The organism is Sphingobacterium sp. BIGb0165 (assembly GCF_024810095.1).
Classification (GTDB): domain Bacteria; phylum Bacteroidota; class Bacteroidia; order Sphingobacteriales; family Sphingobacteriaceae; genus Sphingobacterium; species Sphingobacterium detergens.
Genome location: NZ_JANUEB010000002.1, coordinates 489,437 through 504,450 on the forward strand (window position 1 = coordinate 489,437; position 15,014 = coordinate 504,450).

General features: G+C 43.2%; 11 protein-coding genes. 6 read left to right on the forward strand and 5 right to left on the reverse strand.

The window, feature by feature from the left end; genetic code table 11:
• Position 1: 1 nt before the first annotated feature.
• From M2408_RS05725 to M2408_RS05745, 5 genes are read left to right on the forward strand one after another with little or no spacing between them, the layout of a single operon-like run.
• Complete coding sequence (locus M2408_RS05725) at positions 2-727, forward strand: glycosyl hydrolase family 28 protein (RefSeq protein WP_259180107.1); 726 nt, start codon at positions 2-4, stop codon at positions 725-727.
• Between the two features lie 12 nt (positions 728-739).
• On the forward strand, positions 740-2,209 hold the full coding sequence (locus M2408_RS05730; protein WP_259180109.1) for a glycoside hydrolase family 28 protein: 1,470 nt from the start codon (positions 740-742) through the stop codon (positions 2,207-2,209).
• 29 nt (positions 2,210-2,238) lie between these two features.
• A complete protein-coding gene (locus M2408_RS05735; RefSeq protein WP_259180111.1) occupies positions 2,239-4,095 on the forward strand; it encodes a CocE/NonD family hydrolase in 1,857 nt (618 codons plus the stop codon).
• The gene (locus M2408_RS05740) at positions 4,085-5,359 is read left to right on the forward strand and encodes a M28 family metallopeptidase (protein WP_259180113.1); all 1,275 of its coding nucleotides are present in this window, start codon (positions 4,085-4,087) and stop codon (positions 5,357-5,359) included. The genes M2408_RS05735 and M2408_RS05740 overlap by 11 nt, the downstream gene beginning before the upstream one ends.
• 51 nt (positions 5,360-5,410) lie before the next feature.
• Positions 5,411-7,528: a right-handed parallel beta-helix repeat-containing protein gene (locus M2408_RS05745; protein WP_259180115.1), complete on the forward strand. Its 2,118-nt coding sequence runs from the start codon at positions 5,411-5,413 to the stop codon at positions 7,526-7,528.
• 133 nt (positions 7,529-7,661) lie between these two features.
• Here the strand turns inward: M2408_RS05745 and M2408_RS05750 are convergent, their stop codons facing one another.
• The 4 genes from M2408_RS05750 to rbsK are packed head-to-tail and all read right to left on the reverse strand — an operon-like array spanning position 7,662 to position 12,837.
• Positions 7,662-8,960, reverse strand: coding sequence for an acetylxylan esterase (locus M2408_RS05750; protein WP_259180117.1), 1,299 nt, complete (start codon positions 8,958-8,960; stop codon positions 7,662-7,664).
• Between the two features lie 20 nt (positions 8,961-8,980).
• A complete protein-coding gene (locus tag M2408_RS05755; protein WP_259180121.1) occupies positions 8,981-9,982 on the reverse strand; it encodes a GRP family sugar transporter in 1,002 nt (333 codons plus the stop codon).
• A 41-nt stretch (positions 9,983-10,023) separates the two neighbouring features.
• Positions 10,024-11,880: a glycoside hydrolase family 127 protein gene (locus tag M2408_RS05760; RefSeq protein WP_259180122.1), complete on the reverse strand. Its 1,857-nt coding sequence runs from the start codon at positions 11,878-11,880 to the stop codon at positions 10,024-10,026.
• Between the two features lie 39 nt (positions 11,881-11,919).
• Positions 11,920-12,837 (reverse strand): ribokinase, encoded by a 918-nt coding sequence (rbsK, locus tag M2408_RS05765; protein ID WP_259180124.1) that lies wholly within the window; start codon positions 12,835-12,837, stop codon positions 11,920-11,922.
• A gap of 271 nt (positions 12,838-13,108) precedes the next feature.
• Here rbsK and M2408_RS05770 point away from each other — a divergent pair, with 271 nt between their 5' ends.
• The gene (locus M2408_RS05770; protein ID WP_310446392.1) at positions 13,109-14,152 is read left to right on the forward strand and encodes a GntR family transcriptional regulator; all 1,044 of its coding nucleotides are present in this window, start codon (positions 13,109-13,111) and stop codon (positions 14,150-14,152) included.
• A 117-nt stretch (positions 14,153-14,269) separates the two neighbouring features.
• Here M2408_RS05770 and M2408_RS05775 read toward each other — a convergent pair whose 3' ends face one another.
• The gene (locus M2408_RS05775) at positions 14,270-14,842 is read right to left on the reverse strand and encodes a DUF4136 domain-containing protein (protein ID WP_120260184.1); all 573 of its coding nucleotides are present in this window, start codon (positions 14,840-14,842) and stop codon (positions 14,270-14,272) included.
• Between the last annotated feature and the right edge of the window lie 172 nt (positions 14,843-15,014).

The following is a 15,014-nucleotide window of genomic DNA, read 5'->3' on the forward strand; positions in this document are numbered from 1 at the left end:
CATGAAAAAGTATCTATTTTTAATTTTTTTATGGGCGAGCTGTTTTAGGTTATTCGCCGAGGATTACAATGCATCTCTTTTTGGATGTAAGTCCGATGGAATAACCAATAACACGGGTTCCATTCAATATGCCATAGACTATATCGCCAAAAAAGGCGGCGGAACATTACATTTTTATGTAGGGCGTTACCTGACCGGATCTTTTAGTTTAAAATCCAACGTTTCCATTGAATTGCATGAAGGGGCTGTATTGTTGGGGAGCAGCAATGTTTTCGACTACAGTAGCCTGAATGGAAAAAGAGCGCTGATCAGCGCTGTTGGTCAATCCAATATTCAGATCAAAGGAAAAGGCGTTATTGACGGGCAGCAACAATTGTTGCAAACCCACTTAACAGCATTACGTCAAAAAGGATACATCACATTATCAGATCAACCTGAAGATATCAGTCTGATTTATTTGCAAGACTCCAAGCAGATTCAGGTAAAAGGTATCATGGAGTTGAATCTGCCGGGGGCAGCGCAGTTTGTCGATCGATGTGAAGATGTGACATTCCAGGGTCTGGATATCAACTGTCCGGGCGGTATTGGCGTATACGTTAGAAATTCCAATAAAGTAATCCTGTCCAATATCTTTTTTAGGGCCATCGAGAAAGCGTTGGTCGAAAGCGAGGGCAATCAGGGGCTGACGAAAGAAAACAGCCGGCTGGCTAATGGAAAATCTATCTAAAAGGGAAAGAATATGAAAATCAATATCATCATGGTCATGGTCTTCCTATGTGGGGGGATGTTGACCTTAAATGCCAAAGAATATAATGCCTCTCTGTTTGGCATCAAATCGAATGGAACAACACTCAATACAACGTCCATTCAACGGGCGATCGATTTTATTCACGAGCAAGGTGGAGGAACCTTACGGTTTTATGTGGGGCGCTATCTTACTGGTACACTTGTCATGAAAGAAAATGTACATATCCAATTGGAAGAAGGAGCTATATTGGTGGGCTCAACCAATATTTACGATTATAATATTGATGTGCCTAATTGTGCATTGATCTATGCCAATGGGGCGAATAATGTGACGATAAAAGGCAAGGGTGTTATCGATGGGCAAGGTCGGGAGGTCGCCTATAATCTGTTGGCACAGATTCAGAGTGGTGTGCTGAAAGACCCGCTGGATTATGATCGTCCACGGAATAGAAGACCAAAAGCAATTTATATGCGGTCCTGTGAAAATGTGCGTATTCATGGTATCACGATCCGAAACTCAGCCGATTGGGTGCAGGTTTATGATCAATGTGTCAATACGGTTGTTGACAGCATTACGGTTGACAGCAAAGCGTTTTGGAATAATGACGGTATCGATATTGTAGACTGCCGTAATTTTAAGTTGCTGAACTCATTTATCGATGCATCGGATGATGCCATCTGCCTAAAATCCCACGATGCTGCCAAGATCTGTGAAGACGTGGAAATCCGAAACTGTACGGCACGCTCTAGTGCTAATGGAATCAAATTTGGAACTGTATCCGCTGGGGGGTATAAGAATATCAGGATCATTAATAACAAGGTATACGACACCTTTCGTTCGGCATTGACGATTGCTACGCCCGATGGTGGACTTGTGGAAGATATTGTTGTCGACAGCTTATCTGCATTTAATACCGGAAATGCCTTTTACCTGCGTATTGGCGCTCGTTGGAATAAGGGAAGAACAGGGTCTATCAATAATATTCTGATTCAGAACGTAAAGGTGGAAGTCGCAAAAGATAAACCGGATAGCGGTTACCCTTATGAGGGGCCTATTGAGGATAATCCGAGAAATACCTCACCATCAAGTATTGTCGGGCTAAAAGATGCACCCATTCGCAATGTGACATTCCGTAATATAGAAATCACTTATCCTGGGGGAGCAAATCCAAATTATGCCTATCGGGGGACGAGTAAAGCTGAACTGGACAGTATTCCGGAGATGGCGGCGGCTTATCCCGAGTTTTCGCAATTTAAAGAACTTCCAGCATGGGGATTCTATGTGCGGCATGCGGAAAATATACATTTTGACCGGGTCGTGTTGAAATTGAAAGACAAGGAATATAGACCCATGCTGGTCTTTGATGACGTAAATGGTTATTCACTGTCACAGGTGAAGCAGTCAGGGGCAAAGGGTAAGAAGGAGCTCGTTGCAGTAGATTCCAAAAAGATAAAACCTTGAGCTGATTCTGTAATCCGCTAAAAAGAAATATGATGCGATGCTATTGGGTACTGATTTTTTTGCTGTCAATGACAACGGTCTCTGCGCAGAATACAGCACAAGATTCCGTATATGTCTATGCACATTATACCAAAAAGGAGGTCTACATTCCGATGCGGGATGGGGTCAAGCTTTATACGGCCATTTATATGCCAAAGGATACCTCGGTAAGCTATCCGATTTTGATGACACGTACGCCATATAGCATCGCGCCCTACGGTGAGCAGTCCTTTCGTATTCCAATTGGTCCCAGTATGGAGTTTGCAAAAGAAAAATTCATCTTTGTATACCAAGATGTGCGGGGTAAGTATAAATCTGAGGGAGATTTTGTTGCTAATAGGCCCTATATCGTCGAAGGTAATCCAACTCAGGTCAATGAATCCACGGATACGTACGATAGCATTGACTGGCTCGTCAGACAGTTGAAGTCCAATGGGAAAGTGGGTGTTTGGGGGATTTCTTCTCCAGGAATGTATGCTTCCATGTCATTGATTGATTCCCATCCCGCTTTGGCGGCCGTTTCTCCGCAAGCACCGGTGACCGATTGGTTTCTTGGAGACGATCGGCATCACAATGGTGCTTTTATGCTGATGGGCAGTTTTTCCTTTCTTTCCTCTTTTGGAAAAAAACGAGATTCCATCGGGATAAGAGGACCAGCAGGTTTTTCGGACTATGGAACAGACAATGCCTATTCGTTTTTTCTCAAAACTGGAGCACTTAAAAATCTCAATAGACAGTTTTTGAAGGGCGAAAGCATATTGTGGAACGAGATGATGACTAATGCCGATTACAACGACTATTGGCAAGATCGGGCTTATTTGTCCCGCATTCGTGAAGTAAAACCACAGGTACTTGTGGTCGGAGGTTGGTTTGATCAAGAGGATTTATACGGTCCGCTGAAAACATATGCGGCTTTGCGGAAAATAGCACCTAATCGTGTCAAACTGGTGATGGGCCCCTGGTATCACGGTTCTTGGACCAAAGGTACGGGTCGGAATTTGGATAGCCTGGACTTTGGCCAAAATACGGCTGTTTATTATCGTAAAGAAGTTGAACTACCCTTTTTTGTCAACTACCTTAAAGGAAAAGGAAAAGGAAAAGATACGCTCGCTGCAGCTACCATATTTGTGACTGGGGAGAACAAATGGTCCACGCACGAGACTTGGCCTATTGTCAATACCAAGGTACAACCCCTGTTTTTTACACCGGAGATGAAATTGAGTTTCCAACAAGCTACAAAGGTAGCCCCGTCTTATGTATCTTATTATTCAGACCCCAATAACCCCGTTCCCTATACACGGGAGAAAACGGTTTTAAGGGGAAATAAATATATGTATGAAGATCAATATTTTGCGGCTCAGCGACCGGATGTACTGGTTTTCGAAACCGATGTTTTGGCCGAAGACCTCAAATTAATGGGTAATATACAGGCAAACTTGTTTGTGAGTAGTAGTGGTACTGATGCTGATTTCGTCGTTAAATTGATTGATGTGCATCCGCATGCAAAAGGCGATAAGCTTTCCGATTGTCAATGTCTGGTTCGTGCCGAGGTGATGCGGGCCAAGTATAGAAAAAGTTTTTCCCATCCGGAGGCAATGAAACCCAACCGGATTCACGAAATTCGCTTTGATATGCAGGATGCGGCACATGTGTTCAAAAAAGGGCATAAGATTATGGTGCAGGTGCAGAGCTCCTGGTTTCCGTTGGTGGATCGAAATCCACAGCAGTTTATGAATATTTATGAAGCGTCGGATGCCGACTTCAAAAAGCAGGAACAACGGATTTATTGTCAGGGTAAATATGCATCCTTTATTTTATTACCGATTGTTAATTCTCATGAAAACTAAGATTTTTTATTTGTTTATTCTTTTGCTCAGTGGCATCTTCCCGCTCCGGGCACAGGTTGATTATGCGCGGTCCGTTGTAAAAACTTTAGCCTCCAAGGCTTATGCAGGACGTGGCTATGTATTTGACGGTGACCGAAAGGCAGCAGCTTTTATTGCTGCTGAATATCAAAAAAATAGACTTTTACCTTTGGGTACTAGCTATTATCAGCCTTTCTCCATGCCCGCAAATGTTTTTCCCAAAGACGTAAAAATAGTGGTGGATGGCCGAAAGCTCAAGTTGGGCGAGCAGGCACTGATCGAGGCTTCAAGTCCTTCCGTCAAGGGTAAATTTATACTGACCGAAATCAGGATTCCTGCGGATCCTGCTGCGGTGGATCAGCTGATCCAGAATCCGCTATTCAAGGATAAATTTCTGGTAGTGGATGAGCGTGCCGCCTTAGCAACAATGAAGCCCGATCAGTTACGGATGACCTTGCTGCGCCTTGCATCCGGGGGGTACTATAAAGGAATTTTGGTACAGACTGAACAAAAATTGCTTTGGCGCGGTGCGACAAACCAACTTAATCGACCAATTGTCTATGTGAAAAACAACAGTGTTATTCCGCTGGAGGGAAAGGTTATGCAGCTCAAGGTACAGGCGGTTTTTCAAGAAAATTACCTGACCAATAATGTCTGTGGGATGATAAAGGGCACAAGTAAATCCGATTCTCTGATTGTGATCACAGCACATTATGATCATGTTGGTGCCATCGGTAAACGTGTGGTATTTACCGGCGCAAATGATAATGCCAGTGGTACGGCCCTACTTTTATATTTGGCGACCTACTATCGGCAGCATCCACCAAAATACAATACCGTATTCTTGGCTTTTTCAGGGGAAGAAAGCGGTTTGCTTGGCTCCACTTTTTTTGCGAATAATCCGCTTATCGATTTGCGGAAAATCAAGTTTTTACTCAATTTTGATATGGCTGGAACAGGGGATGATGGGATTCAGGTCGTCAATGGTACGATCTTTAAAGACCAATTTGAACGCTTGGTAGCCATTAATAAGGAGAAAAAATATCTACCTGAAGTCAAAGTGCGCGGTCCAATGAACCGAAGTGACCACTATCCTTTTTATGCGAAAGGAGTTCCGTCATTTTTTATCTATACACTAGGGGGCATCGCTGCCTATCACGATATTTATGATCGCTATGAAACATTACCTTTTACGCGATTTGATGAGTATGTGCGGTTGATGATTGACTTTATCAAAACGATATAGTCTGTTATGGACCGCAGTGTTCCTGTTGCCTGGTAACTAAAATGCCTTGTTATGACACCACACTCTAATTATTTGAGATCCATCCGTATCGCATTTGTCTATTGTCTATTGAGTTTGATTGCCGTGGCTGCCTATGCGCAATTGGAGGTGTTTGTCGCCATGAACGGTGATGATCAATCTGCTGGCAGTATGGATCGTCCGGTAGCAAGCCTGGAGCGGGCAATCGCGTTGCTTCGGGAGCGGAGAACTACGCGTCATGCGGGGATGGCGATTATACAGATACGTGAAGGAACGTACGCTTTTGTCCATGGAATTTCACTCGACAGCAAGGATAATAACACCCTGATTCAGGCCTATGGTAAAGAATCCGTCACTTTTAAAGGTTCGGTGGGTTTGGCTCCGACAAGTTTGAACAAGCTGCGTGAAGGCGGCGGTATCAGTTATTACGAGATAAATCTACTACAACATGGGGTAAAGGATCTGGGGAAATTGCGGAACGTTGGTTTCTCCCGTGCAAGTGGCAATGCTGCAGGCGAGTTGTTTGTCAATGGCAGGGCCTTCCATCTTGCGCGTTGGCCCAATCATGGGATGGTTGCCATGGGTAAAGTCGTCGATGCGGGTTCTATTCCACGAAATAAAGATCTGAGTCATCGGGGCGGAGTTTTTCGGTATAAGGACTCTCGTATTGATCGCTGGGCGCAGGAGGATGATCCTTGGGTTGCCGGTTATTTCAAATGGGGCTATGCCGATGATATGGTTCGCGTGAAGAGTATTGACGGGGAGAAACGAACCATTACAACGCGTGAACCAACCCTATATGGCTTTGATTATAAGAAAAAATATAGGCAATGGTATGGTGTCAACCTATTGGCCGAACTGGATACTGTGGGTGAGTTTTATGTAGACAGAAAGTTGGGTACGATGTCATTCGCGCAGGATAAACCAATTACAAAATTGAGTTATTCGGTGTTGGATGAACCTTTTTTTAGTCTGATCGGAGCTAAATTTGTACAAATCAAAGGTATTCAATTTGAGGAATCCAGAGGGATGGGGATTTATATGCGGGATACGAAACAGGTGCTCATCGAAGACTGTACATTCCGTAATTTAGGCAGTTTGGGAATTGCTATGGGGTATGGAATAAGGCCCTTTGAGCAAATGCAACATGAGGGGTCAGGTGAACCACAAGATAACAGTATTGGTGACCTTCATCAACATATCTATAGTCATCCCACATTTGATCATCGGGGTGGTGTGTCTAATGTAATCCGTCGTTGTCATTTTTATCGCTTGGGTGCTGGTGGTGTTTCTTTATCGGGTGGAAATCGGTTGGAGCTCAGCAAAGGTAATAATCGCATTGAACATTGCGTTTTCTCGGATTTGAATCGCCTAGAAAAATCCTACCGCCCAGCAATTGCACTCTATGGGGTAGGGAATGTGGTCAAAAATTGTGAGATCGCAGATTTACCAAGTATGGCCATTCTTATCCACGGCAACGAACATATCATTGAATACAATTACATTCATCATGTTGCGCAAGAAGTTGACGATCAGGGTGCAATTTATATTGGACGGGATCCTTCGGAACGACATAATCTCATCCAGTATAATTTGTTGGCAAACATCCCGAAAAAACTAAGAACTTCAGGGATATACCACGACGATGCTTCCAGTGGAACAAAAGTCGTTGGGAATATTTTTGTGAATGCAGGTGAACGATCTGCTTTTATCGGTGGGGGTTCAGATAACTGGTATGTCAATAACTTATTTGTTGCTGCGGGAAGGTGGGCCGTCCGTGTGGACAATCGTTTGGAAAACTGGTTGAAGAAGCTCAATGTATACGGATCGGGCAGCCTGTTTTATGATCGCCTGGTCGGTGTGCGTTATCTGATGGATCCCTACCGTAGTGCTTATCCCGAATTGGCACTACAATTCGATCGTGGTGGAAGACCTACTGGAAATGTTTTTCAGGATAATCGCTTTTACAATTGCAAACGGACCTTGAAGGGAAAAAGAAAATGGTTGGTCTGGGATCAAAATAATGCGGCGAAATATCTGCCTAGTCTAGAGCAAGATTACCAGAGGATGAATTTAAGTGATTTAAAGAAAGCTTTGGGAAGTCAAGCGATGCAGCAGCATATTCCAATGGATCATATTGGGCCACAATAGCGATAGCGTGCTTTTCCGTTTGTGAAACCAATGTATTGATACTTAGAAAAAGATAGAAAAGAACTATCGATGTCTACTGGGGGTACTTTAGGGAAAAACGGAATCTAAAGATACTAGATTCCGTTTTTTGTTATTATTTCATTTTTTCGGTTTGCTTTCTTATCCAGTCGAACCATTCATTTTTTTGATCGGGATGCGTCCAATGTCCGGTTTCCTTATAGATACGTAATACTTTTGGTGCACTGATCCCATTGTAGCTGGCATACATGGAAGTTGGCGGACATACAACATCATTGAAGCCCCAGGAATAGAAACCCGGTACACGAATACCTTTGGCAAAGTTGACTACATCGTAGTAGGACAGCGTATTTTCTAGCCCATTGATCTTCTCTAAAACGCTGTAGTTGGTGGGAGCAAAATAATGGGGCCATCCACCAGCACGATGATGCAGATAACCTGTGACATCTGATAGTGCAGGATAGAGTGCAGCTACCGCTGTAACACGTTTATCCAATGCGGTGGTTACGATGCTTAGGGCACCGCCTTGACTTCCCCCCATGACGATCAGGTTTTTTCCATCCCATTCTGGCAGGGAGGATAGATAGTCATTGGCCCGTATACAACCTAAATAAACCCGTTTATAGTAAAATTGATCTTTATCCTGGAGGTTATTATTGTAATATGCACGCAGGGCTCCGGCAGCGAGATCTTTGTAAACTACGGAATCTAAATCTACGGGAATGCCATGTATTCCGATGCTCAACACAATCATCCCTTTGGAGGCCAGTTCAATCTCTGGACCATAGGGACGGACCCCCGCTCCAGGTACACGTAAGACGGCGGGATATTTGCCCGGATCGGAAGGGACACTAAGGATTCCATAGATTTTACTGTTTCCAATGTTGTTGAAAGAAACTCGGAAGACATCAACTTCCACTGTGCTTCTGTCTGGTAATAGGGTCTTCGTTGCTTGCATCGGAACAGATTTGAGTTCGGAAATAGCCTTATCCCAAAAGGAATCAAAGTCATTGGGTGTATGCTGTGTAGCCGCAATCTTTTCGGGTGAGAAACCGATGGTGCAGAGTTTTTTTGTCTGCTTTCCATTTTGGGTTACGACTACTGTACAGCGTAAAAATCCCGGCTTTTTTAAGGTAAAAGCACCACTTTTAAAATGCCCGGAAAAATTTGGAATTTGTTCTTTGACAAAGGGATTTACCATTTCGGGCCCAATCTCATAGGAAACGCTATCGCCTTTGAAAGGTTGCCCGTTAGCTTGGATACTGATATCAAAAATGACTTTATCTCCTGGTTTTGCAAGCCAGTCAGCATAGGCAGTCTTAATTTCAATAGCTAGTTTTTCGGACTGGCCTCTGCTGCTGAAGACACAAAACAAGAATAGGATTGAGAGGAAAAATTTGTTGATCTGTTGCATTATAAACGATTCTAAAGAGATTATTTACCCGCTTCAATAAGAAGCAGAAGTCCGACAATAAATAAGATAAACATGAGCGGGAGTAATAAAACGACCTGCCTGGAGGCACCTTTAAATTCCCGCCAGATAAATACACCCCAGAGTGCAGCGACCAGTGTCGCACCCTGCCCCAGTCCATAGGAAATGGCTGGCCCGGCTTTACCGGCCGCAATAAGGTTGAGCGAGTTGCCAATCCCCCAGATGATACCCCCCAGTAGACCAACAGTATGTACGCTAAAATTTCCGTTGAAATATTCTTTATAGCTCAAAGGAGGGCCATTTAATGGTTTTTTCATCAGCAAGGTGTTAAAAATAAAATTGCTCAATAAAATACCCGTCGAAAAGATAAATACGGCGGTATATGGGGTCATCTTTCCGCTTGCAGGTGCCTCAAAATTATCAAGGTCCATGGCAGAAGCAATAAAGCGATAAAAAAGCGACATCAGAAGCCCCGCCAGGAGGCTTAATAATAGCCCTTTGGAAGAGCTGTTGTTCTGTGTTTTTGTTACTTTTTTGTATGCAATGGCATTGATGATAATGGCAATAGCGATACAGATGACCCCTATGAATAGGAGAGTAGGGTTTCCTTTGGTTGCAGCAATATAGTTGATCAGTACACCTAAAATCAATGCAGTCCCGATACCGACTGGGAATGCCACAGCCATCCCCGCTAGCGCGATGGCCGAAGAAAGAAGGATATTGGCTGCATTAAAAATAATTCCCCCCAATAGGGCATTGAAAATATGCTGGGATTCGGCCTGTTTCAGATCCGCGACAAAAGGCCTGCCGAGCTCGCCATGGCTACCCAGTGTAAAGGCAAAGATCAGCGAAAGCAGAAAAATACCTAATACGTAATCCCAATAGAAAAGTTCGTAGCGCCAGTTTTTGTTCGCTAATTTTTGAGTGTTTGCCCAGGAACCCCAGCAAAGCATTGTGATGATGCAGAAAAATATGGCCTGTGCATAGCTGCTTACAATAAACATAGGGTGATATTTGATCCGTTAATTTATTAAGTTATCGCTTATTATCGTCCTGTTGTCGGTATCCATACCTTAGAAAAACCACCAGTCTGACTTGCGTCCGCATAGGGTACCAGGAGAATAGATTGTTTCTTATTGTCACTCGTACTGATGTCGGTTGAATAAGCCAAAGTACCCACCCAATTTTTAGGCAGCTTATCTTGCGCTTCGGTCAGTTTGATCGCTGCCTTTTCGGGGTAAACCAATTTGGCTGTTTCGAAATCTACTTGTGGATTTAACGACTGATCTAATGCAAAGATCTGTGGTCCTCTTTTTAAGGTGAAGCTTTCAGGGTAGGTCTTCCCACCGTTGACGATTTCTGTTCTAATATCAAAAGATATGCTGATTTTATCGTTGTCCTTCCACTGACGTACTATTTTTAGCAGCTGGTTGGGTTCAGATTTGTAGGTTTTTCCATTTACTGTTGCAGTATAGTCTGTCGCCCATTCCGGAACCCGTAATTGTAGTGGGAACTGTGCTGATTGTGGGAGGTTTACCTGCAGGGTCGCGGTGCCTTTTCTCGGAAACTCAGTCGTTAGGGTCAACTCCAGCGGAATTGTCTGCTGTGATGAAGTCTTAATCTTTTCTTTGATCTGTGCCGGTTCGTAGAGCAATACGGTTGGAATATGGTTTAATTGACCAAAGTTCAGGTAAGGAATAAGTGCTATCCCCCGAGGGACACTGCTCAGACAGCAAGTGATATTACAGCGGTAAGGTTTTTCGCCAATAAGCGGAGTATAATAGCTCACACAACCTGTTTGTGGATTTTCCGCCCCCAGTAGATGGTTGTAAATTGTTTTCTCGATTTCATTGTAATATTTTAAATCGCCGGTAATGGAGAATAACTGCGTATTAAACTGTAACCAGGTTGTGGTGACGCAGCCTTCACCCATGTGTGCAGAAGTATCTGCCCGTAAGTAATGATCGTCCTGAAAACGTTCGTGGTCGCTTGATGTGCCAGTTACGAACAAACGGTTGGCACTGATATCATCAAAAGTATAGTTGATTACATTCAAAAGATCTTTATCGCCGGTTAAACGATACATTTTCACCAGTCCGACGATATTGGAAAGCATTTCGTAGGCTTTGGCATTGGCGACTTTGTCCACGCGTTTATGTTTTAAAATGGAGGTGACAATGGCTGGGCCGCCTTCGAAGTCGTAAGCACGGATAATATAGCGGCAAAAATCAAGGTATTTTTTGTCTCCGGTCCAGCGGTATAAATCCAACATGGGATCAATGACAGAGGTGGCTGCCATACCCACGTGTGATCCAGATTTGAGGATGTTTTTTTTGCCAGGGGTATCGCCGAAGGTGTTGTAGAGCAAATCTCCGATCTGTGTTGCGGCTTTTAGTGCTTTTGGATCACCTACAGCGCCATAGTAAGCAAGCAACCCGAAGAGGTCGTATTTGTGTACCCAAACATCCCAGGAGGTCCAGCGGTTTTCGGGCAGGTAGGTGCCGAGGTAGCCATCTTCGCCTTGTGTTTCAAGCAAGCGATGAAACATCCGGTCCATCTGTTGTTTCAGTCGGCTATCTTTGGTGACGAGCCAGGTATTGGCCGCTGCTTCGAGGTATTTGCCAATATGTTCACCGATCCAGCGTTGCTTTCCTGGTCGGGTGTGAAATCCTTCCAATAAGCCCTCTTCATCGACTTGGAGAAGCCTCTTTTCCAGGTTGAGCTGGTAACGATTGCCCAAATAACCGTTCAGTATATCGGTCTGGGGAATCGCGAGATCATATTGAGAAGGGACAACGTAATCTACTTTTGGTATCGCCGCTGTAGTGATCAGCTGTGCTATACTCAGTTGGATGGTCGTCAGAAGCAAGACGGTTGTTGATAAAAAAATACGAATAGACATGTTGATTTAAATAGGATGAATAATTGATTATAAAAGGTTTTAATTGGATACTGTACTGTATTCCCGCCAGTAGGGAATAGAGGTCTGTGCTCCTAAGCGTGTAACGGAGATTGCAGCAGCTTTTGAAGCAAGTCTAACGGCATCTATAACAGGTATGCTCCTAGCGATGGCACTTGCCAAAACACCACAGAAGGTATCGCCGGCGGCTGTACTGTCAACAGCATTGACTTTTTCGGCTGGAACTTGGAAATAGTTGTTTTCTTCCTTGATAAGTGATCCTTTTGCGCCCATAGTAATGATAATAGTGCCTGGACATTTCTGACTGATCGCATCGGCAGCCAGACGAGCTGTCTCCCAATTTTCAACCATGACTTCGGTGTAATATTGTGCTTCAGATGTGTTTAATATCAGTATGTCAATTCGGTTTAAAATGCTGTCTGGGAGTGGTTGTGCAGGAGCGGTGTTTAGGATAATCTTGGTGTTGTGCTGCACCGCAATAGTGCTGGCTTCTTCTATTGTAGCTATGGGGATTTCCAGCTGTATGAGCAGTACCGCTGCTTCGCAAATGACGTTCTGAACAGCCAACACCTCTTGTGGTAGCAGCGCTGCATTTGATCCAGGTGCGACGAGAATACAGTTTTCGCCTTGTGCGTCTACAGATATAAGTGCAATGCCGGAGGGGTTTTCCAGATCCTGAAAGATTGTGTCAACCTGAATACCTTCCTGCTGGTAATGGGTAATGGCTTGTTGACCAAAGATGTCGTTCCCAACTTTGGCAATAAAAGATACCTGTGCACCAGCTCTGGCTGCGGCAACAGCCTGATTGGCTCCTTTTCCACCAGGGACCATGAAAAACTGTCCACCTAGCACTGTTTCCCCCGGTACAGGAAGATGGGAGGCTTTGATAACCATATCCGTATTGGAACTGCCCAGCACGACAATATTTGTTCTGCTCATAACATATCAGGTTTACACGTTATTACTTGATTACTAGTCAAAAGTACAGAATTCATGTCTTGGTTAATTATTATTACCATTTTTTTCGTTCAGGTAAGGGCAGGATAGTTGAGGGAAGATATTTCCTATTTTTTTGATGTATATAAGGTATCTTAGTGTATTCTTCTGACTGAGGAGACGAGAGACTCCTTTGTGTGTAATTTCAATCGGAGGATATACCAATTGAGACCTAAAAGTTTCTTATCGTGCTTATAATGTAGATATCCAACCCATGAATATGACCAATGCAATAGCTCAGTTTTTAAAAACACTGGAAATTAGTGATTTTTCGGCCACCCCCAAATACTTACAACTAGCGAATACAATTGTCGATGCTGTTAAAAACGAAATCTTGTCGAAAGATGATATGTTGCCATCGATCAATGAGCTGAGCACTTATCTAGACATATCGCGGGACACAGTCGAAAAAGCCTATCGTTATCTTAAACATCAGGAGATTATTGCCTCCAATCCTGGAAAGGGATATTACATCAATAAAATTGATGTGCAGTCTAAACTCAAAATTGCCCTTTTTTTAAATAAACTGAGTACACATAAAAAGATTGTTTATGACTCCTTTGCACGCGAACTGGGGGATTATGCCAATTTGGATCTCTTTGTCTACAACTCCGACCTCTCCTATTTGAATACCTTGTTGGGAAGTCTGACCAAAACATATGATCATTATGTGTTGTTCCCACATTTTAAAGAAGGACGGGATAAAGCGCCAGATGTTATCCGTAAGATCCCGACGGAGAAATTGATGTTGTTGGGAAAGTTTATTGAAGATGTTCCGGGGGAGTTTCCTGCGGTCTATGAAAATTATGAACAGGATATCTATAATGCGTTAGAGGAAGCAAATGAATCCTTGAGTAAATACCAAATGCTTAAGCTTGTTTTCCCAGACCATAGTGATTTTCCAAAAGCTATTATCAAGGGCTTTTATAAATTTTGTCAGCAATATGCCTTTGAACATGAATTGGTTGCCGATCTGCATCGGGAGAAGGTGATCAAAGAGACCTGCTACATTAATATCATTGAAGACGATCTTGTCAAGTTATTGAACAAGATTATCCAAAAGAAATTGGTCATAGGTACTGATGTCGGCGTGATCTCTTATAATGAAACGCCATTGAAGAAGTTTATCCTTAACGGTATTACCACAATATCGACCGATTTTGAGATGATGGGACGGTTGGCAGCTGAGTTGATCAAAAATAAATCAAAGGACCGTGTAGAAGTTCCATTTTATTTGAAACTTCGTCCATCGATCTAGTGAATAAAAACAAAAGCCTGATTTCTGATGAAACCAGGCTTTTGCTTTTATTGCCAACTATCACTGGGGGACATAGATGTCCTTGCTAAATAGCTCCCATTTTGCTGGCACACTGTTTTATTTTTTTAATGTTTTTACGGGGAACAAATCGATCACACCTTTTGCTACTTTACTGATGTTGTTGATCGCCTTTTCAGGATTATCCACGTCGCCTGAACCGCGTGCTTGCCAGATCACCGCATTTGTTTTGCGATCGATAGCTTCGATGATCAGGTGACCATAACGATAACGTTCTTTTGCAACAGGGTAATATCCACCACCATAAAAGTAAGGTGAGAACCATGGTCTGTACCAGCCCCAAGGACCACCCCAGCCATAATATCCGCCACCGCCATAGACCAAACGGCTTTTGTTGTTGACGATGGTAATATAACGGAATAACAGATCAGGATTATCTTTTGAATATTGGAGTCCCTTTGCCTCTAAAGCCGTATTTGCAGCATCCAAAATATTAGTTTTGGCAATGTCATTGTCAAAATAAGATTTCGAAAGCGAGTCTACTGGCGGTAGCCAGGCATACGTTTTGAAAGGAGTGAAATCCATCTTTTCTACCCGAGTGGTATTATATTGATAAGACGAACATGATGCAAGCGCGATGCAGAGCACCAAAAATAATAGAATCTTTTTCATCGTAGTAATTTGTTTATTAACTGTGATGAATCTACCATGAATATACTGTTTTGCTTTTAAGCACTATACTCATGATGGTTTCATGGCCTATATGGAACTTTTATATTTATTTAACGTGTTTTAATTTCTCATCTCTCTGCGCTTTTATCGCCTTTCTATGGCTCAAAGCGTT